Genomic DNA, 19000 nt, shown 5'->3' on the forward strand with positions numbered 1-19000 from the left:
AATCAGCGGCCCGGCATGAAGGGTTCGGACATCGGAGGAACCACGAACGGGCCACGCCTGTCGAGGGCGCGGTTGAGCCGCCAGTCACGAAAGCTCCAGCCGCGCCAGTTTTCCTGGCCGGCGCGGAAGCGTGCTTCGTCCTGCGCGTACCAGCCGGCGAGTTCGCGGGTGGAGGCATCCTCCGCGGAAACCGTCCTGCTCTGGTGCTGGACGAAGCGATCGAGCGCCGGCAAGGCGCCGGGCCCGAGCGAGCGCAGGTACCAGACGTCGAGCTGGGTGCCTTGGCCGGTCATTTCGAGGGAATGCTCGACATTGTAGTTGGCGATCAGCGCGGCAAAGTTGATGAACGAGCAGGCATAAAGCGTCGCCGATAGCGTCAGAAGATTGGCGGAAAGCAGCCATTCGTTGGACTTTTCGCGCGCAATGCGGGCTATGATCAGGACAAGGCCCGCCGCCACCAGCCCCATCCAGACGAAGGCGGCGACACGCCAATAGGTCAGCGCATAGATGCCGACATAGAGATCGAGCCGCAGGATCGACGAGATGACCAGGACCACGTTCTGCGCCACCCAGACATAAACCAGCCGGCGGATGAGCGGATCGCCGGAGGTCGCACTTCCCGGCCTCAGCGCCGCCAGCACGAAGCCGGCCGCCAATAGCGCCGTGACGATCAGCGGATAGGCGCCGCGATGCGCGTAGGCGGCATAGGTCAGCCCGTCGGGAAGCGCGATACCGCCCCACAGATAGGTGGCGTCGAGTGCGCTCTGCACCGCGAACAGGATGTTGAAGACGACAAGCGCGCGGAGAATAGCGGCCTTGCCGAAGATGATGTCCTCGATGGTGGTCCTGGTGGCCGGCGTCGCCGGTGCGCTTGCTGGGGACACGCTGCGGCGGCGGAGAAAGCGCGGCAGGCGCGGCCGCAGAAGGGCCCAGACGCCGGCAAGCACGAACAGCCAGAAGGCGAGACGTGGCAGCTGGATGAGGTCGAGCAGTGCCATCAGGTCGATCAGCGAGAACCAATATTCGATGACCGGATTGGCGGCGCCGAACAAGGCGAGGAACACCGCGCCGAGGCTCAGCGGCATGACCCAGACGGCGATCGCCGCAAGGCGCACGCGCCGCCGGCCAAGCCGCCGCGCCGCCTTGCGGCAGCGGAAGAAATCCAGGACCAGCCGAAATGGCGTTGCTAGCAGGAACAGCGAAAGTTGGCCGGCAATGCGGGCAAGGCCGGACCGCAACCGTCCGGCCAGTGAAAGCGCGAAGATGGCCGTCGCCGCCAGCGCGATCGAGACGGACAGTGCGCTGACATTTTCCACAAGCGGCAGCAGCGCCATAATCAGCGCAACCGGCTTGAACCAGAACCTGCCATCGTTGAAGATGCCGAGAGGATGGAGAGCCATGCTCGCCGCGGCAATCGCAACGCCGAACAGGAAAAGTGTGATGCCGGCCGGTTGGCCATAGAAGAAGAAATCAGCCAACGCGACGAGCAGGACGGCAACGCCGAAGCGGCTGCAATAGCTCGGCGCCGCCGAGAGGAATACTGTCATGATCGGGCTTTCTCGGCGGCTTTGATGCGGCCGGTGGGCAGGGATTTGCGGACGAAAGGGAGGAGGTTTGCCGAAGTCTGGGGCGGATCGACGAGCCACCAGCTTTCGCGGCGAAGCCGGTACGGCAGGGACCAACGGGAGTTCGTTTGCTCTTGCATGCCGCCCCTGTCGCATTCTGTCGGGTGGCAAGCGGGGCGGAGACGAGGAGATTTTCCGAAATTGCGTGCAGTTTTTATGCACGGCTTGCCTCGGCCGGTTGCAGGCGGCATAGATCGGAGATGACTGCCGAACCCTCCCGCCCGCGCCGCTCGGTGCTTTACGTCCCGGCTTCGAACGACAAGGCACTGGCCAAAATCCCGTCGCTGGCCTGCGATGCCGTCGTCATCGATCTTGAGGACGCCGTCGCCCCGGCCGACAAGCCTTCCGCGCGCGAAAAGCTGGCGGGGATTTTCGCCGGTCGTTCCGATCGCCGCTGCGAGATGGTCGTGCGCATCAACGCGCTGTCGAGCGAATGGGGCGCCGACGATCTGCTGGCCGCGGCAAGATGCACGCCCGACGCCATCCTGCTGCCGAAGGTCGACACGCCGCGCGACATTCTCGAGGCCGGCGACGTACTCGACGACAATTTTATCCCCGACGAAGTCAAGCTGTGGGCGATGATCGAGACGCCCAAGGCGCTGCTCAACATCGGGCCGATCGCCGAGCTCGGCCGCGACCCGGCCTCTCGACTGGTTTGTTTCGTTGCCGGAACGAACGACCTGGTCAAGGACACGGGCATTCTCGCCACGCCCGACCGGCGCTATCTTGTGCCGTGGCTGATGCAAATGGTGCTCGCGGCGCGTGCCGGCGGCCTCGACCTGCTCGATGGCGTCTTCAATGATTTTCGCGATATGGACGGCTTTGCGCGCCAGTGCACGGAAGCGGCCGCGATGGGTTTTGACGGCAAGTCGCTGATCCATCCGGCGCAGATCGAAGCCGCGAACCGCGCCTTTGCGCCGACGCCTGAAGCATTGGCCGAGGCGCGCACAGTCAAGGAAGCCTTCGCGCTCGCCGAAAATTCCGGCAAGGCGGTAGTTGCGCTGAACGGCAAGATGGTCGAGCGGCTGCATCTGGCGCAGGCCGAAAAACTGCTGGCGAAGGCCGCCGCTGTTCGCGCATGATTATCGTAACTGACGACAGGATTGAAAATGAAACTCTACCGCTTTTTGTCCGGCCCGGACGACGCCAGCTTCTGCCACAAGGTGACGGCGGCGCTCAACAAGGGCTGGCATCTGTTCGGCTCGCCGATCTATGCCTATGACAAGAAAGCCAAGACCATGCGCTGCGGCCAGGCCGTGGTGAAGGACATCGAGGGCCAGGAATACGGCCCCGACACCAAGCTCAGCGATTGGTAGGGAGGTTCGCTGAAGCGCTCGTCCTTCGTCATCCTAGGGCGTAGCAGTCGCGAAGCGACGTCGCGGAGTACCCTAGGATCCATGCCGTTACCTCTGCCGAAGGGCACGGCGGATCAGGATTAGTGTGATCTACCACCGATCGGGATAGCCCCAGAACGGGATGGATGAGCGTTCGGTTCTGCACCGCCGGAGCACTGCACCACTATTACGGCATGGATCCTGGGGTCTGCGCCGCGTCGCTTCGCTCCTTGCTCCGCCCCAGGATGACGAGGAGCGGGGTCGCTCACTCCGCTGCCTCTTCGATCTTCTCCATATCGTCGTCCGACAGGCCGAAATGGTGGCCGATCTCGTGGATCAGCACATGGGTGACGATGTCGCCCAGCGTTTCCTCGTTCTCGGCCCAGTAGTCGAGGATGGCGCGGCGGTAGAGCGTGATGCGGTTCGGGCCTTCGCCGGTCTGCGGATTCCAGCGCTCGGCGATGCCGCGCCCCTCGAACAGGCCGAGCAGGTCGAAGGGCGTTTCCAGCGAAAGGTCGTCCATGATCTCGTCGGTCGGGAATTCGGCGATCTGGATGACGATCTCGCCGGTCAGCTTGCGAAAGTCCTCCGGCAGATGGGCATAGGCCTCCAGCGCCAGGAGCTCGATTTCCTCCATCGTTGGCGAAAGCTGGTCGTGCCAGATGCGTGTTTGGTAGATGCGAGCCATGCTTTGTCCTTTGATCCCGGCATATAGGCTTTCGGGCCGGACTCGGCAAATGGTCGGGCTGGAGTGCCCCGTGTCATGCCATCAAGGCAGGAATAAATTCCCCATGACTCCGCTTGACTCTTCGGGCGGCCTCTGGAATCTATAGGGAACATAACAGGAACAATTGTGAGTGGAAGCTGACCGTCATGGCGACAAGCGCCGTGGCGCGGGAGACTGTTTTTGCCCTGCGCCGCCAGATCGCGAAGATCGAAGGGACCTTGCCCGAGCGCCTGGAGGCGCCGGCCGGTTCGTCGTTTGACGCGGATGTCCCTCGTCAGAGTCTGACACCCTCTCGGCATCCGACACCCGCTCGGAATCTGACGATTGTCCGGCGCGGTCTTGCCGTGGCGCCGCCCGATGCGTTTTTGCGCACCGGCGCCGAGCGCCTCGATGCTGCGCTGAGCGGCGGCCTGCCGAAAGCGGCGCTGAGCGAGTTTCATGGCGCCGCGACCCGCGATGCCGGGGCCGTCGCCGGTTTTGTCTTGTCGCTCGTCAGCCTGATCCTCAGCCAGGGGCCGCGACTGCCGGTGCTGTGGATCGGCACATCCGAGGTTTTCCGCGAGGCCGGCTTTCCCTATGCCAGGGGGCTTCATGCCTTCTTCGGCATCGAGCCGGAGCAATTGCTGTTTTCCGAGGCGCCAAGGCTGCTCGATGCGCTGTGGGTCGCCGAGGAGGCTGCCAGGATGACGGCGCTGGCCGCTGTCATCCTCGAAATCCGCGGCAGCCCGCAGCGGCTTGACCTCACCGCGACGCGGCGGCTGCACGCCCGGGCGCAGAGTGCGGGCCGGCCGCTGTTCCTGCTGCGCCAGGCCGGCGAGCCCGAGCCGACGGCAGCGCCCGTCCGCCTCATCCTGTCGGCGGCACCGGCGGCAACGCGTAAGACGCTTGCCGGGCCGCTCGCCGGCTCGATCGGCCGGCCCGCCTTCACCGTCGTCATCGGCAAGAGCCGCACGGCCTTGCCCGGAAAATTCACACTGGAGTGGAACCCCGATGAACGCATATTCGAAGAAAGACGGGGCGAGCAAGGAAGGTCTCAGGAATGGGCCCCAGAACGGCCAAAGAATCCTGTCCCTGTGGTTTCCGCATCTCGCCGCCGAGAGGATCCTGCGGCAGCGTCTGGGGCGGTCCTGGCGTTCCCGGCCGTCGGATCACCTGCCGCTGGTGATCAGCCATCGCCAAGGGAACACCCAGCGCATCGCCGCCCTCGACGAACGGGCTGAGGCGCTTAACCTGAAGCGCGGCATGGGCATAGCCGATGCGCGCGCCATGCATCCCTCGATCGACATCGTGGAGGCCGATCCGGAGGCCGACCGGCGCCTTCTCGAAGGCCTCGCCGACTGGTGCGACCGCTATACCCCGCTGGTGGCGCTCGACGGGACCGACGGCCTCTATCTCGACGTCACCGGCTGCACCCATCTTTTCGGCGGCGAACGCTCGATGCTGGACGATATCCTGTCGCGTTTTTTCCATCAGGGCTTCGATGTCCGCGCCGGGCTTGCCGCCACGCCTGGTGCTGCCTGGGCGGCGGCGCGGTTTGCCGGCGACCGCATCGTGCCCGATGGTGAGGAGGAAGCGCTTCTCGCGCCCTTGCCGTTGGCGGCGCTGCGCATCGGCCCGGAGGTCCGCGCCAGCCTCGAAAGCGTCGGCCTGCGCACGGCGGGCGCCGTCATGGCGGCACCGCGCGCGCCGCTGGCCCGCCGCTTCGGCGCATCGCTACTCTTGCGCCTCGACCAGGCGCTTGGCCGCCTCGAGGAGGCCGTGTCGCCGCGCCTGCCGGTGGCACCGCTTTCGGTCGAGCGTCACCTTGCCGAGCCGATCATGCTGACCGAGGACATCGAGCGGCTGACAGGCATGCTGGCAACCACCTTGAAGAGCGACCTCGAGCGTCGCGGCGAGGGCGCGAGGCGGCTGGCGCTGCTGCTTTTCCGCGTCGATGGCGGCGTCAGCCGCATCGCCGTCGGCACCTCGCGGCCTCTGCGCGAGCCGCGGCTGATCCAGAAATTGTTCCACGAAAGGCTTGCCGCGCTCGAACAGGATATCGACGCCGGCTATGGCTTCGACCTCGTGCGCCTTTCGGTGCTGACCGCCGCCGCCTTCGACATGCAGCAGGCAGACCTTGCCGGCGAGACGAGCGACGACGGTGCCGATATCGCGCTTTTTGCCGACCGCATTCGCGCCCGGCTCGGCGAAGGCGCGGTCTTGAAGCCGGTCGCCGTCGAGAGCCATTTGCCGGAGCGCGCCGTCGCCACCCTTCCCTTCACGGAGGCGCCGCAGAGAAGCTCGCCGCCGAAGCAGCCCGACAAGGCGAAGGACGCTCCCACGACCGTCTTCCAGCCGGAACGGCCGATCCGGCTTTTCCGTTCGCCCGAGCCGATCGAGGTGCCGGCCACCGAAATGCCGGAAGGCCCGCCTTTGAACTTCCGCTGGCGGCGCGCGCTCTATCGGGTCGCGCGCGCCGAAGGGCCGGAGCGCATCGCGCCGGAATGGTGGCGAGGGGCGGCGGGACGAGAAGATGAGCCGACCCGGGATTATTTCCGCATCGAGGATGCCGATGGCCGCCGTTACTGGCTCTATCGCCAGGGCCTCTACGGCGCCTCGCAGCCTTCGCCGCGCTGGTTCATGCATGGGGTCTTCGCATGAATGCGCTGACGGCCATCCCCTATGCCGAATTCGGCATCCAGTCGAACTTCTCGTTCCTGCGCGGCGCCTCGAAACCGGAGGAGCTGGTGGTCGCGGCAAAATTCATGGGATTTTCGGCGATCGGGCTCGCCGACCGCAACACGGTGGCGGGCGTTGTGCGCGCCTGGCAGCAGGCCAAAGTGGAAGGTGTTTCCTATCATCCCGGCTGCCGCCTGGTGTTTTGCGACGGCACGCCGGACATCCTCGCCTACCCGCGGGACCGCAAGGGCTGGGGTCATCTCTGCCGCATGCTGACGCAGGCCAATCTGCGTGACGAAAACGAAAAAGGGGCAACGCTTCTCAAACAGAACGACCTTCTCGAATGGGGCGATCGCCTGTCGCTGGCCATCCTGCCGGATCTGTCGGCGGACGCGAACGATAGCCTCGCTTTGCTTAGCCGGCTCAGGGATCGCTTCGGCGAAAGGCTGCGGCTGGCTGTTTCGCCGGATTACCGCGGCAACGACCGCTTCCGGATCGAGCAGGCGGCGGCGATGGCCGAACTGGCCGGCATCCCGCTGATGGCGACCAACGATGTGCTCTACCATACGGCGGAACGGCGCCCGCTGCAGGACGTGCTGACGGCGATCCGCCTCAATGTGCCCGTCGCCGAGGTGGGGCTGGAACTGGCGGCCAATGCCGAGCGTCACTTAAAGCTGCCGCTGGAGATGGCACGGCTTTTCCGCAGGCACCCGCAAGCGCTGGCGGAAACGCTGCGTTTTGCCGGCGAGCTGACCTTCTCGCTCAGTGACCTGCAATACAACTATCCCGATGAGCCGACGGAATCGGGCCTCGGGCCGCAGGCCGAGCTGGAAAGGCTGGCCAAGGAGGGAGCCGCCATCCGCTACCCCTCGGGCGTGCCCGCTTTTGTGACGCAGCGCATCGAGGAGGAACTCGCTCTGATCGAGCGCCTGAACTACGCGCGCTATTTCCTGACCGTCTACGACATCGTCAAATTCGCCCGCAGCCAGAACATTCTCTGCCAGGGGCGCGGCTCCGCCGCCAACTCGATCGTCTGCTTCTGCATCGGCATCACCGAAGTTGGCCCGGACAAGATCGACACGCTTTTCGAGCGCTTCATTTCCGAGGAAAGAAACGAGCCGCCCGACATCGATGTCGATTTCGAGCATGAAAAGCGCGAGGAGGTCATCCAGTACATCTATTCCAAATACAGCACCAAGCGCACCGCGCTGGCCGCCGCCGTCGTCAGCTACCGGGGCCGCTCGGCGATGCGCGAAGTGGCCAAGGCGATGGGCCTGTCGGACGACGTCCGGGGCGCGCTGTCCAGTTCGATCTGGGGCTGGTCGACCTCGGAGCTCGGCGAAAAGGAGACAAAAGCCGGCGGCCTCGATCAGACCGATCCATCGACAAGGCATGTGATCGAATGCGCCAACGAGATCATGGGCTTTCCCCGTCATTTGTCGCAGCATGTCGGCGGTTTCGTCATCACAAGGGACCGGCTCGACGAGATCGTACCCATCGTCAAGACGGCGATGGACGAGCGCAAGATGGTCGAGTGGGACAAGGATGATCTAGACGCGGTGAAAATCCTTAAAGTGGACGTGCTGGCGCTCGGCATGCTGACCTGCCTGCAGCGCGCCTTCACCCTGCTCCAGGATCACTATCCGAGCGCGCGGGATGATTACGGCCAGCCCTATGTGTTGGCCACTCTCCCGGCCGAGGACAAACATGTCTACGACATGATCTGCCGCGCCGACACGATCGGCGTCTTCCAGATCGAATCCCGCGCGCAGATGTCGATGCTGCCGCGGCTCAAGCCAAAAAGCTTTTACGACCTCGTCATCGAGGTGGCGATCGTGCGGCCCGGCCCGATCCAGGGCGACATGGTCCACCCCTATCTGCGCCGCCGGCAAGGCAAGGAAAAACCCGAATATCCCAAGCCGGAACTGGAAAAAATACTCGGCAGGACGCTGGGCGTGCCGCTGTTCCAGGAGCAGGCGATGAAGATCGCCATCGTCGCCGGCGGCTTCAGGCCGGGCGAGGCCGATGAATTGCGCCGCGCCATGGCGACATTCAAGCGCACCGGCACGATCGGCAATTACCGCAAGAGAATGGTCGACGGCATGGTCGCCAAGGGCTACGAAAAAGACTTCGCCGAGCGCTGCTTCAAGCAGATCGAGGGTTTTGGCGAGTATGGCTTTCCCGAAAGCCACGCCGCCTCCTTCGCCCTGCTGGTCTATGCCTCCTGCTGGTTCAAGACCTTCTATCCCGACGTGTTCTGCGCCGCGATCCTGAATTCCCAGCCGATGGGGTTTTACCAGCCGGCCCAGCTTGTCCGCGACGCGCATGACCATGGCGTCGAGATCCGCGAGGTCGACGTCAATTTTTCCGGCTGGGATTGCGCCTTGGAGAAATCGCCTTTCGATCCTGATCGTATCCTGGATCGCCATGCCCGGATGCGCGGCGTCATCCGGACCAGCCATGCCGTCCGGCTTGGCTTTCGCCAGGTCAAGGGCCTGTCGAAGGAGCGCATGGAGGCGTTTGTGTCGAGGCGCGGCGCCGGCTATGCATCCGTGCGCGATGTCTGGCTGCGCTCGGGCCTCAACGTCGACGAGATCGAAAAACTGGCGCAGGCCGACGCTTTCCGATCGCTTGGATTGAACCGCCGCGACGCTCTATGGGCGGTCCGCGCGCTCGACGGCAAGAGTGCCGCCGAAAAGCTGCCGCTGTTCGACCAGCCGGCGATCCGCTTGCGCGATCTCGAGCCCGAAACCAGGCTCCCGACAATGCCGCTCGGCGAGCACGTCGTCCACGACTACCGCTCGCTCGGCCTGTCGCTGAAGGCGCACCCGGTCGCGTTCCTGCGTGAAAGGCTGGATCGTTCCGGCGTCACGCCCAATGTGCGGCTCGGCCAGGTGCGGGACGGCCGGCGCGTTTCGGTCGCCGGCCTCGTGCTGGTGCGGCAGCGGCCGGGCAATGGCAAGGCGATTTTCCTGACGCTGGAAGACGAGAATGCGGTCGCCAACATCATTTTCTGGGAAAGGACTTTTGACCGCTTCCGCCCCATCGTCATGGGCGCGCGTCTCATCCGCGTCACCGGCAAGCTGCAATCGGAATCGGACGTCATCCATATCGTCGCCGAGAAGGTCGAGGATCTGACGCCGTGGCTGTCGGTGCTGCTTGAGGAGGCAAGGCCTGCGGACAGACTGCCGAGCCGTGCAGACGAGACTCAGCCGGGCAGCATCGCGCAAACGGAACTATTGGGAAAGGCAGAGAAGGTCATGCCCAAGGGGCGCAATTTTCAATAGGCCTCACCCTTCGTCAGAGCGCTGCTGCGGTGCTGAACTTTGATGCCGGCGGGACAGAGGGAGGCGCGAAAGATCGCCACAGACCAGCCTTATCCCGAGCCACCCAGGCGCGGCGGCGGCGGCATGGCATCATCTATGGCGATGACACGCGCCTCCGATGGCAGCATGATCGGAATGCCGTCCCGCACCGGATAGGCAAGCTTTGCCACCCGCGAGATAAGCTCGCCGCGCTCCGGATCCCAGGCAAGCGGCCCCTTGGTCAGCGGGCAGGCCAGCAGTTCCAGCAGCTTGGGATCGACAGTCCTGTTCCCGTCACGTCCATCCGCCATTCGATCCATCCTTCCACAAGGCAACCGCTTCAGGTTTCGAGCGCGGACTTCCTTCTCCCCCTGGGGGAGAAGGAGGGCCAACCTACTGCAAACTCGAACCGAAATCCTCATTGTCGCGCGCCAGCGCCATTTCGGTGATGGCGATCAGCGTTTCGGCGCGTGTCTTTAGATCGGCCGCTTCGAGCAGCGCCTGTTTCTCGGCCGGCCCGTAGGGCGCCATCATCGACAGCGCGTTGACCAGCATGGCGTTTTCGGCGCGGCTGACGCTTTCCCAGTCGGCCTCCAGATCGTTGGCCTGCAGATAGGCGCGAAACGCTTTGAGCAGCGCCGGCCGATCGATCTCGGCTTCTGCCTGGTCGTCGTCGAGATCGGTGAGAAAGGGTGCCAACCGGCACTGGCGGAACGGCGTCTTGACCGTGAGTTCCTGGACAATGCGGAACCGGCACACGCCCTGCAGCGAAATCAGGTAACGGCCGTCGCCGCTCTCGGACAGCGCAATGATGCGCCCGGCACAGCCGACATTGCAGAGCTCCGGCTCGCCGTCGGGACGCAGCGCACCGTCAAGGCTGGGCTGGATCATGCCGATCAGCCGCGGCCCGGCGATCGCCTCGTCGACCATCTGCAGATAGCGCGGCTCGAAGATGTTGAGCGGCATGCGGCCTCCCGGCAGCAGCAATGCGCCCTCAAGCGGAAAGATAGGCATGGTCGACGGTAAGTCCGCAGCGAGCCGGTAATGCGCGTTTCCCGCCTGCACCTCAATCCTCCGATCGCTTTGTCAGGAAGCGCACCAAATCCGTCTCCTCCCGGCCGGCACAAGGCGCAACACCGGAAACCTGAAATCGAACGCCGTCCGAAAACCTAATCTGGCGCAGCCGCCGCCCACCGCAAGCCCGCGCGACAAAACAGTCTGCGCCGGCTCAGGAAAACAGCAGCGAAGACAATTTGCGCCGTGCCGACAGCGTTGCTTCGTCGGTCATGCCCCATGCCTCGAAGAGCTGCAGCAACTGGGTTCTGGCGCCGTCGTCGTTCCACGAGCGGTCGGCCTTGATGATCGCCAGCAGATTGTCGGCCGCCGCCATGCGATCACCCTTGGCGTTCTGGATCATGGCAAGCTCGAACCGCGCCTGGTGATCCCCGGGATTTTCGGCCAGCCGCCGTTCCAGTTCCGCCGGATTGCCAAGTGCCGCGGCTTGCGCGGCGAGCGCCATCTTGGCGCGCAGCGCGGCGAGCTGGGGCGCATCCTTCTTCGCTTCCGGCGCCCGCGCCAGCACCGCCTCGGCACCTTCGGCATCGCCGGCCTCGAACAGCAGATCGCCCAAGCCGGCGATCGCCTCGATCGTCTCCGGCGCCTGTTCCAGGATGGCATCGTAAATGTCGGCCGCCGTCTGCACGTCCCCGGCGTCGCGCGCTTCGGCGGCCGCAGCCAGCGCCTCGGCCACTTGCGGCGCGCCACCGTTCTTGCCGCCGACCTTCTGGATGAATTGCGTGATCTGGCTCTCGGGAATGGCGCCCATGAAGCCGTCGACCGGCTGGCCGTCCTTGAAGGCAATGACCGCCGGTATCGACTGGATGCCAAGCTGGCCGGCGATCGATGGATGGTCGTCTATATTCATCTTGACCAGCTTGACCTTGCCGCCGGCGGCTTTCACCGCCTTCTCCAGCAGCGGCGTCAATTGCTTGCAGGGGCCGCACCATGGCGCCCAGAAATCGACCAACACCGGCTGGCGGCGCGATTCCTGGATAACGTCGGCGGCAAATCCAGCGGTCGTTGTGTCCTTGATGACGTCGGCCGGCGCTTCGGCAAGCGCGACCTTCTCACGCGCGGCATCGGTGCCGCCATATTGCACGGTGGTGGCATACTGGCCGCCATTGCTGCCAAATGGGCCGCCAAAGGGGTTGCTATCGCTCATCTCGTCGCCTTTCGGTCGCGCCGCCGGCCAAGGGACGGGCGCAACATCCTTCTTTAGAACCCGGTTTCAGTCACCCATGTGGCGATCATGCCGAGACTTTCAAGATAACAGCATCATGTCCGGTTGCCTCGACGAATTTGACCAGGTCCGCCGCAGCGATGGACGTCGTCGCTTCGTTGGTCAGCGGGTGGGCATTGACCACCGCATGGCTCATCAGCTCCTCGTCCAAAACGACCTTGACCCTTCGCTGGGTGTCGTTGATCAGCCCGAACACCGTGACCGCGCCCGGGAAGACGCCGAGAAGCTCCATCAGCATCTCCGGCCGGCCGAAAGACACGCGGCCCGCAGCGCCGATCAGATGGTGGATCTGCTTGAGATCGACCACGGCCTCCTCGTCGACGCTGACCAGGAAGAAATTGTCCTTCTTGTCCTTGAGGAACAGGTTCTTGGTGTGGCCGCCGGCAATCTCGCCGCGCAGCGCCTGCGAATCGGCGACCGTGAACAGCGGCGGATGGCGCCGGGTCGATACCTCGATCCCGAGTCCGGCAAGAAAGGCGAAAAGTTCGGCTTCGGTCTTCGGCATCGGTCTTTCTTCTGATGGCCCGCTTTTCAACGGCTTGTTCGGCTAACGCCGTTTACGGCCAATGATGCGGCCAAGACAAGCCCGTCGCGCGAGGCGGGGGTGATTGCCTTGCGACGTCTCGCGGCAGGGCTCGTCCGCATTGCCGGCGAAGCAAAAAGCCTGCGAATTCCCTGTTGCAATCGCCGCGCTCTTCAGCCATATAGGCGCGGCTTGCGGCCCAAAAGCCGCGCGAGCGGGTGTAGCTCAGGGGTAGAGCACAACCTTGCCAAGGTTGGGGTCGAGCGTTCGAATCGCTTCACCCGCTCCAATTTCTCTCAAGGGAAATCAAGCATCGAAAAGCCGCGGTCCACCGCGGCTTTTTCGCGTTTGGACTGCACACGACGCACTGGCCAGCAGATGCTACGGTCGCGCCGAAAGTACGCTGCCGACAAAAGTCAGGACTTTTGCGTGTCCATTTCGGACCAAGGTCCGTCTTGTGGAATGCTGTATTTGAACAAAGCTAGGTAAACAGCGGACTTTCACATTGGAAGTCCTGACGTTTCTCATCTGGAACCCATCCTGGCGGGAGGCGACTCGAAGGAGGAACTATGAAAACGCGCACCTATCTATTCGCGACTGTAGCCACTCTCACCCTTGTCGCGTCTCCGGTCCTCGCTGCTCCCGGCGGTAATGGCAATGGCAACGGCAATGGCGGCAGCAACGGCAACGGCGGAAACTCGGCCGGGGCCGGCTCGCAGGGACACGGAGCCGCCACTTCCGCCGCGGCCAAGGACAAGTCGACGAGCGGAGTTGCTCATGCAATGGCGGTCGTTGCCACGACACCGGCCTCACCACGGGCTACGCTGGCCTTGCAGGCAGCGCTGGATAGGAAGGCCGCGAAAGACGCGGCAGACACTGCCGACGACACTTCCGACGAAACCGAATAAGCTTTCGAAGCCGACAATTGTCGCGTTGAAAAGCCGCGGTTCGCCGCGGCTTTTTCGTTTCCCGTCCTGGCGTCGAACTCTCAAGGTGAACAGCGCTTCCAGAAAAAAGCTGCTCCACCGCGGCACTGAAGCTACGCTGAGGCCAAATGCCGCCGCGTCGGCATCGAATTCGATCGCACTGGAGGGAACCCATGACCGGCTTTGTCGACCGCGAGCGCGCAACAGACCTGATGCAGCGCGCCAGCATCGAGGCGCTGGTGCTTTGCGAGCCCGAGGCGTTCCAGTACGCCACCGGCGCCTGGATCGGCCCGGCCGGCCTGTTCCGGCGCGCCGGCGCCGGCTTCGTGGTCATTCCCAAGCGCGGCGACCTGCCGATCGGCGTCGTGGTGGCGGATTTCCAGGCTGCCCAGCTGCGCGCGGCGGCGCCCGATGCCGTCCTGCGCACGCATCCGATCTGGGTCGAATCGGCGTCGCTTGAGCCGGCGACGGCCGACCGGCCCGTTGCGCAGCGCATCGAGGCGGGCCTGGTTGGCCGCGCGCCCGGTTTTTCACGTCCGGCGACCTTCGAGCTTGCCCGCTCCGTCCGCGAGCTGAAAATGATCCTCGCAGAATTCGGGCTGGAGCGTGCAACGCTCGGCATCGAGCTGGATTTTGTCCCGGCCAGCGATTTTTCCGCGATGCAGGCGATGTTGGCGGGCACTGCCCTGGTCAATGGCTCGCAGATCCTCGACAGGCTGCGGGCAGTCAAATCGCAGAGCGAGATCGACCTCCTGCAGCAAGGCATCGTCCTGTCGGAAGCCGGCCTGTCGCGGCTGCAGCAGCATGCGACGACCGGCATGCGTCAGTCTGAGCTGATCGCGCTCTACCGGCAAGGCGTCGCCGATGCAGCCGCCGGGTCATCGCAGCAAATCTCGACGGCGGAATACGTCACGCTGGGCGCTCGCCCCAAAAGCGCCGATGCGGTCGCCGCCGCCGGTGATCCGCTCAAGGCCGACATGGTCTGCAGCGTGAACGGCTATGCCTCGGACATGTCGCGGAATTTCACCTTCGGGCCACCGTCGCCCGAACAGGCCGAATTGCATGCGATAGCCGAACGCGCCTTCGCCGACGGGCTTGCCGCGCTTATGCCCGGAAAGCCGCTCGCCGGCGTGCATCACGCCGCCAGCGAAAGCCTGGCGCGCCAGGGCCTGCGTTCCTATCGCCGCGGCCATTTCGGCCACAGCGTCGGCCATTCCGTATTTTCCGAGCAATGGCCCTTCATTTCGGCCGACAGCGATGTCGTGATCGAAGCCGGCATGGTGCTGGCATTCGAGATCCCGCTCTACATCGACGGTCTCGCCAGCTTCAATCTCGAGGACCAGTTCCTGATCACCGCCAACGGGTCGCTGCCGATGAACCGCCTGCCGAGAAGCCTGGCTACTTTCGGCTGAATCCAGCCGTCACCTGGCGCCGGCCACGCCCCTGCGGAAATCCGACGGCGACATGCCGGCAAGCTTGCGGAACGACTTGTTGAAGGCGCTGAGCGAGCCGAAGCCCGATTCCATGGCGACGCGCAGCACATTGGCATCCTGATGCATCAGCAGCGCCTGCGCGTAGCTGAGGCGCAGCAGATTCACATATTCGTTGAGCGTCATGCCGGTCGATTTCTTGAAGATGCTCATGGCGTATTTGGGATGGATGTCGGCCGCCGCGGCAATGTCGACGCAATCGATCTCGTAGAGGAAATTCTCGGCGATGAAGTCGCACATGCGCCCGACATTGCGCAGCGATTGCTGATCGAAGGGACTGCCTATCTCCTGTTCGGCCGGTGTTTCGGGAACCAGCCGGTAAGGCTCGAAGCGCACCCGCTCCAGCCGCAGCAAAAGCTCGTTGACGGCATGCTCGGCCTTGACCGGGTCGCCGGAGCGCGCATAGCGGTTCCAGCGCTCGAAATTGTGGTCGTCCGACCGGTCGGTGGCGTCGGTCACCAGCGTCGCGCCCGTCATCAGCCTGTTGCGGACATCGACGGGCAAATGCAGCCGAAAGAAATGCACCAGCGGCAGATGCGCGCCGGCATAGATGGCATCGTCGGAGGCTTCGTCCATCTGGTGCGGCAGGCCGCCCCAGAACAGGCACATGTCGCCCGCAGAGAGCGAAAGCCCGTGTCCGTCCATGCGGTAATGCACGGCGCCGCGCACGATGAAATTCACCTCAACCTGGGCGTGCCAGTGTGGCTTGAGCATCACCAGGGGCTGGGTGTGGAACATCTGCAGCAGCAGCGGCAGGCCCTCCACGCTGCTGGCGCCGGGCTGGTAAAACGGCCTTTCCGGCATCTTACTTTCCGCTCATTTCTTATTCCCTTTGTCGCGGACAAGGCGTTCCCGAGGCCTAGTCTAGCCACGCTCGCAAACAGAGAGCAACTGAAATGGGAGGATTTCAATGCGCATAAAATTGACCTGCGCCGCGCTCGCGCTTGCCTTGGGCTCCAGCCCGGCCTTTGCGCAGTCCGGTGAAATCACGATCTGGAGCTGGAATATCGCCGCTTCGTCGCTGAAGGCCACCATAGCGGGCTTCAACAAGCAGTATCCCGACATCAAGGTGACCGTCGAGGACCTTGGCAACCAGCCGACTTACGACAAGTCGATCGCCGGCTGTGCCGCCGGCGGCGAGGGTCTGCCGGACATCGTGACGATCGAGAACGGGGAGGCGGAAAACTACTGGAGCCAGTTCCCGGATTGCTTCGTCGATCTGCACACACTCGGCTACACCGCGGAAGACCAGGCAAAATTCCCCGACTTCAAGCGCACCGAGCTCGAGGTTGACGACAAGGCCTATGCGATGCCCTGGGATTCCGGTCCAGTGGCGATGTTCTACCGCCGCGACTTCTACGAGAAGGCCGGCGTCGATCCGTCCTCGATCAAGACCTGGGACGATTTCATCGCCGCCGCCAAGAAGATCCAGGCCGCCAATCCCGGCGTCACGATGACCAACGCCGATTTCAACGGCGATTCCGAATTCTTCCGCATGATCTCCAACGAGCAGGGCTGCGCCTACTTCTCCGCCGATGGTCAATCGATCACGGTCAACCAGCCCAAATGCGTCGACGCCATGACCAAGATCAAGGAGATGAAGGACGCCGGCATCATTTCCTCGGCCGACTGGAGCACCAAGATCACCAACAACACCGCCGGCAAGGTCGCCACGCAGATGTATGGCGGCTGGTATGAAGGCACCGTGCGCACCGAATCGCCCGATGGGGCAGGCAAATGGGGCGTCTATTTGATGCCGAGCCTGACCGCCGACGGTCCACGCGCCGCCAATCTCGGCGGCTCCTCGCTCGCCATCACCTCGGTGTCGAAGAACAAGGAAGCCGCCTACGCCTATCTGAAATACACGCTTGCGACGAATGAAGGCCAGATCACCATGCTGAAAGGCTTCGGCCTGGTGCCGTCGCTGATCTCGGCGCTCAACGACCCTTATGTCTCCGAAGGCCTGCCCTATTGGGGTGGCCAGGCCGTGTGGAAGGACATCCTCGGCACCTTGCCCAAGGTCGTCCCCAGCCGCGGCACACCGTTCCAGAGCGACGCCGAGATAATCATCCGCGCGGTGCAGACCAAATATCTGGCCGGCGGCTATCCCGACGCCAAGGCAGCGCTCGACGATGCCGCAAGCCAGATCGCCGCGGCGACCGGCCTGCCGGTCAAGTCGTGATCTGAACGAGGCGGCTCCGAGCGCACGGCTCCCCTTCTCCCCTTGTGGGAGAAGGTGTCGCCGAAGGCGACGGATGAGGGGTGCTCCAGCTTGGCGCCGGCGGCACTCCGGCCATCACCCTTCAACCGTCTCGGCGCTAGGCGCCGACCTACCTTCTCCCACAAGGGGAGAAGGCAACAAGCTTGAAAAGCGGAAAGGAGGAAAACGATGCGCTACCAGAACGCCACGGCGTATCGCTTTCTCGCGCCTTATCTGCTGATCTTTTCGATCTTCTGGCTGTGGCCGATCATCGATTCCTTCCTGATCTCGTTCCAGGCGACGCGCACCGTGCCGTGGCGGTTCGCGCCGACCTTCAACTGGGGCCGGCTGATCGGCGATCCCGCCTTCTTCAATGCCTTGAAGAACACATTGCTGATCCTTGTCATCCAGGTGCCGGTGATGATTTCGCTGGCGATTGTGATGGCGGTGCTTTTGAATTCGCCGCTGCTCAAGGCGCGTGGCCTGTTCCGCTTTGCCTTCTTCGCGCCGGTCGTGGTCGGCGAAGTCGCCTATTCGGCGGTTTTCCGGCTGATGTTCAATCTCGACTACGGCATCATCAACAAATTGCTGAACAGCATCGGCCTGCCCAGTGTCGACTGGTTTACCAACGTCACCCCGGCGATGGCGGTGATCATGATGGCGGTGACGTGGCGCTGGGCCGGCTACAACGCCATCATCCTGCTCGCCGGCCTGCAGTCGATTCCCGAGGATGTCTACGAGGCGGCGACCCTGGACCGGGTCAGCAAGGTCAAACAGTTCTTCTACATCACGCTGCCGCTGCTCAAGCCGATCATCGTGTTCTGCGCCGTGCTGTCGATCATCGGCACCATGCAGCTGTTCACCGAGCCCTTCCTGATCACCGAGCGCGGCGGGCCGGGCGGCGGCACCGAAACGCTCGGGCTGCTGCTTTACCGCCAGGGCTTCCGGTCGCTCAATTTCGGCTACGCTTCGGCCGTCGCCTACACCATGGCCGGGCTGGCGATCGCCATCTCGCTGGTGCAGATATGGCTGACGAGGGAACCTAAATGACCTCGCGCTCCCCAATCGGCCATTCCCGGGTCAGCCGTTCCCAGGCCAGATTGGGCCGCAGCATCGCACTGCATCTGTTCCTGACGCCGCTGGCGCTGGTCTGGCTGTTTCCGCTGTGGATGATGGTGGTGTTTTCCACGATGCCCGACAACGGCATCTTCAGCCCCGACATCGAGCTTTTGCCGCACGGCAATTTCCTCGACAATGTCGGCAATCTGCAGCGCGGCACCAATTTCATCAGCGCCATCGGCATCTCCGTCTCGGTGGCGGTGACCTATACCTTCCTGTCGGTGATGCTGACCTCGATGGCCGGCTGGGCGCTGGCGCGTTACAACTTCTTCGGCAAGGGCATGGTCGTCGCCATCATCTTCGGCACCATCACGCTGCCCTATGCGGTCGTGCTGATCCCGCAATTCATCATGGTGGCGCGCGACTTCAAGCTCGCCAACACCTGGGTAGCGCTGATCGTGCCACCGCTGTTCAACTCGCTGGGCGTGCTGTTCATGCGGCAGAGTTTTTCGATGATGCCGCACGAGCTGTTCGACGCCGCCAAGGTCGAGGGCGTCAAGGAATGGCGGATATTCCTGTTCGTCGCACTGCCTCTGGCGCGGCCGATGCTGGCGGCGCTCGCCATCATCCTCTTCCTTGCCTCCTGGAACAACTATCTCTGGCCGCTGCTGATCAATTCCAAACCGGGCGCAATGACCGCGCCGGTGGCGCTCGGCACGCTGATCGGTCTCACCAAGGTGTCCTGGGGCGGCATCATGGCGGGCGCCGTGATGCTGACGGCGCCAATGCTCGTCGTGTTCGTGCTTCTGCAGCGCCATTTCGTCGCCGGCATCGCCGCCGGCGCTATCAAGTAA

Annotated in this window: 17 protein-coding genes and 1 tRNA gene; 11 read left to right on the forward strand and 7 right to left on the reverse strand. The window is 63.9% G+C overall.

Going from position 1 to position 19000, the window contains the following annotated elements; translation table 11 throughout:
• Window positions 1–2: 2 nt before the first annotated feature.
• Entirely contained in the window at window positions 3–1547 is a 1545-nt protein-coding gene (locus tag NKI95_RS22425; RefSeq protein ID WP_352719405.1) for a DUF4153 domain-containing protein, read from the reverse strand.
• Window positions 1548–1825: 278 nt separating this feature from the next.
• Here NKI95_RS22425 and NKI95_RS22430 point away from each other — a divergent pair, with 278 nt between their 5' ends.
• Both NKI95_RS22430 and NKI95_RS22435 read left to right on the forward strand, forming a co-directional pair.
• Window positions 1826–2707 (forward strand): HpcH/HpaI aldolase/citrate lyase family protein, encoded by an 882-nt coding sequence (locus tag NKI95_RS22430; RefSeq protein WP_352719406.1) that lies wholly within the window; start codon window positions 1826–1828, stop codon window positions 2705–2707.
• 27 nt (window positions 2708–2734) lie between these two features.
• Window positions 2735–2941, forward strand: a complete 207-nt coding sequence (locus NKI95_RS22435) for a DUF1737 domain-containing protein (RefSeq protein WP_352719407.1) — start codon at window positions 2735–2737, stop codon at window positions 2939–2941.
• Between the two features lie 283 nt (window positions 2942–3224).
• Here the strand turns inward: NKI95_RS22435 and NKI95_RS22440 are convergent, their stop codons facing one another.
• Window positions 3225–3647, reverse strand: a complete 423-nt coding sequence (locus tag NKI95_RS22440; protein WP_023680515.1) for a metallopeptidase family protein — start codon at window positions 3645–3647, stop codon at window positions 3225–3227.
• A gap of 185 nt (window positions 3648–3832) precedes the next feature.
• Between NKI95_RS22440 and NKI95_RS22445 the strand changes: the two genes are divergently transcribed.
• The 3 genes from NKI95_RS22445 to NKI95_RS22455 are packed head-to-tail and all read left to right on the forward strand — an operon-like array spanning window position 3833 to window position 9631.
• A complete protein-coding gene (locus NKI95_RS22445) occupies window positions 3833–4906 on the forward strand; it encodes an ImuA family protein (RefSeq protein WP_352719408.1) in 1074 nt (357 codons plus the stop codon).
• Window positions 4848–6326, forward strand: a complete 1479-nt coding sequence (locus NKI95_RS22450; RefSeq protein ID WP_352719409.1) for a DUF6504 family protein — start codon at window positions 4848–4850, stop codon at window positions 6324–6326. The genes NKI95_RS22445 and NKI95_RS22450 overlap by 59 nt, the downstream gene beginning before the upstream one ends.
• Window positions 6323–9631, forward strand: coding sequence for an error-prone DNA polymerase (locus NKI95_RS22455; protein WP_352719410.1), 3309 nt, complete (start codon window positions 6323–6325; stop codon window positions 9629–9631). The genes NKI95_RS22450 and NKI95_RS22455 overlap by 4 nt, the downstream gene beginning before the upstream one ends.
• Window positions 9632–9720: 89 nt before the next feature.
• Here the strand turns inward: NKI95_RS22455 and NKI95_RS22460 are convergent, their stop codons facing one another.
• The 4 genes from NKI95_RS22460 to NKI95_RS22475 form a co-directional block, all read right to left on the reverse strand.
• Entirely contained in the window at window positions 9721–9960 is a 240-nt protein-coding gene (locus tag NKI95_RS22460; RefSeq protein WP_292665009.1) for a Trm112 family protein, read from the reverse strand.
• Between the two features lie 82 nt (window positions 9961–10042).
• Window positions 10043–10714, reverse strand: a complete 672-nt coding sequence (locus NKI95_RS22465) for an LON peptidase substrate-binding domain-containing protein (protein ID WP_352719411.1) — start codon at window positions 10712–10714, stop codon at window positions 10043–10045.
• Between the two features lie 163 nt (window positions 10715–10877).
• Entirely contained in the window at window positions 10878–11870 is a 993-nt protein-coding gene (gene trxA, locus NKI95_RS22470; protein ID WP_352669081.1) for a thioredoxin, read from the reverse strand.
• An 85-nt stretch (window positions 11871–11955) separates the two neighbouring features.
• Complete coding sequence (locus tag NKI95_RS22475) at window positions 11956–12453, reverse strand: prolyl-tRNA synthetase associated domain-containing protein (RefSeq protein ID WP_352719412.1); 498 nt, start codon at window positions 12451–12453, stop codon at window positions 11956–11958.
• A gap of 232 nt (window positions 12454–12685) precedes the next feature.
• Between NKI95_RS22475 and NKI95_RS22480 the strand changes: the two genes are divergently transcribed.
• From NKI95_RS22480 to NKI95_RS22490, 3 genes are all read left to right on the forward strand, one after another.
• A tRNA-Gly gene (locus NKI95_RS22480) sits at window positions 12686–12760 on the forward strand.
• 280 nt (window positions 12761–13040) lie between these two features.
• Window positions 13041–13379 (forward strand): hypothetical protein, encoded by a 339-nt coding sequence (locus tag NKI95_RS22485; protein WP_352719413.1) that lies wholly within the window; start codon window positions 13041–13043, stop codon window positions 13377–13379.
• A gap of 191 nt (window positions 13380–13570) precedes the next feature.
• Entirely contained in the window at window positions 13571–14809 is a 1239-nt protein-coding gene (locus NKI95_RS22490; RefSeq protein ID WP_352719414.1) for a M24 family metallopeptidase, read from the forward strand.
• Between the two features lie 9 nt (window positions 14810–14818).
• Here NKI95_RS22490 and NKI95_RS22495 read toward each other — a convergent pair whose 3' ends face one another.
• Window positions 14819–15691, reverse strand: a complete 873-nt coding sequence (locus tag NKI95_RS22495) for a helix-turn-helix domain-containing protein (protein ID WP_352719415.1) — start codon at window positions 15689–15691, stop codon at window positions 14819–14821.
• A gap of 106 nt (window positions 15692–15797) precedes the next feature.
• On the opposite strand from NKI95_RS22495, the gene NKI95_RS22500 reads away from it, so the two are divergent.
• The 3 genes from NKI95_RS22500 (at window position 15798) to NKI95_RS22510 (ending at window position 19000) form a co-directional block, all read left to right on the forward strand.
• Entirely contained in the window at window positions 15798–17069 is a 1272-nt protein-coding gene (locus NKI95_RS22500) for an extracellular solute-binding protein (protein ID WP_023675947.1), read from the forward strand.
• 207 nt (window positions 17070–17276) lie between these two features.
• Entirely contained in the window at window positions 17277–18137 is an 861-nt protein-coding gene (locus tag NKI95_RS22505) for a carbohydrate ABC transporter permease (RefSeq protein ID WP_254817930.1), read from the forward strand.
• Window positions 18134–19000 (forward strand): carbohydrate ABC transporter permease, encoded by an 867-nt coding sequence (locus NKI95_RS22510; protein WP_352719416.1) that lies wholly within the window; start codon window positions 18134–18136, stop codon window positions 18998–19000. The genes NKI95_RS22505 and NKI95_RS22510 overlap by 4 nt, the downstream gene beginning before the upstream one ends.

This window comes from Mesorhizobium sp. M0306 (assembly GCF_040321655.1).
Taxonomy (GTDB): domain Bacteria; phylum Pseudomonadota; class Alphaproteobacteria; order Rhizobiales; family Rhizobiaceae; genus Mesorhizobium.

Excerpts from the sequence above, each read along its gene's own strand:
- NKI95_RS22430 (WP_352719406.1), top strand. The coding sequence starts at position 1,826 with ATGACTGCCGAACCCTCCCGCCCGCGCCGCTCGGTGCTTTACGTCCCG.
- NKI95_RS22490 (WP_352719414.1), top strand. The coding sequence starts at position 13,571 with ATGACCGGCTTTGTCGACCGCGAGCGCGCAACAGACCTGATGCAGCGC.
- NKI95_RS22510 (WP_352719416.1), top strand. The coding sequence starts at position 18,134 with ATGACCTCGCGCTCCCCAATCGGCCATTCCCGGGTCAGCCGTTCCCAG.
- NKI95_RS22485 (WP_352719413.1), top strand. The coding sequence starts at position 13,041 with ATGAAAACGCGCACCTATCTATTCGCGACTGTAGCCACTCTCACCCTT.
- NKI95_RS22505 (WP_254817930.1), top strand. The coding sequence starts at position 17,277 with ATGCGCTACCAGAACGCCACGGCGTATCGCTTTCTCGCGCCTTATCTG.
- trxA (WP_352669081.1), bottom strand. The coding sequence starts at position 11,870 with ATGAGCGATAGCAACCCCTTTGGCGGCCCATTTGGCAGCAATGGCGGC.
- NKI95_RS22455 (WP_352719410.1), top strand. The coding sequence starts at position 6,323 with ATGAATGCGCTGACGGCCATCCCCTATGCCGAATTCGGCATCCAGTCG.
- NKI95_RS22500 (WP_023675947.1), top strand. The coding sequence starts at position 15,798 with ATGCGCATAAAATTGACCTGCGCCGCGCTCGCGCTTGCCTTGGGCTCC.
- NKI95_RS22460 (WP_292665009.1), bottom strand. The coding sequence starts at position 9,960 with ATGGCGGATGGACGTGACGGGAACAGGACTGTCGATCCCAAGCTGCTG.
- NKI95_RS22445 (WP_352719408.1), top strand. The coding sequence starts at position 3,833 with ATGGCGACAAGCGCCGTGGCGCGGGAGACTGTTTTTGCCCTGCGCCGC.
- NKI95_RS22435 (WP_352719407.1), top strand. The coding sequence starts at position 2,735 with ATGAAACTCTACCGCTTTTTGTCCGGCCCGGACGACGCCAGCTTCTGC.
- NKI95_RS22440 (WP_023680515.1), bottom strand. The coding sequence starts at position 3,647 with ATGGCTCGCATCTACCAAACACGCATCTGGCACGACCAGCTTTCGCCA.
- NKI95_RS22495 (WP_352719415.1), bottom strand. The coding sequence starts at position 15,691 with ATGCCGGAAAGGCCGTTTTACCAGCCCGGCGCCAGCAGCGTGGAGGGC.
- NKI95_RS22475 (WP_352719412.1), bottom strand. The coding sequence starts at position 12,453 with ATGCCGAAGACCGAAGCCGAACTTTTCGCCTTTCTTGCCGGACTCGGG.
- NKI95_RS22425 (WP_352719405.1), bottom strand. The coding sequence starts at position 1,547 with ATGACAGTATTCCTCTCGGCGGCGCCGAGCTATTGCAGCCGCTTCGGC.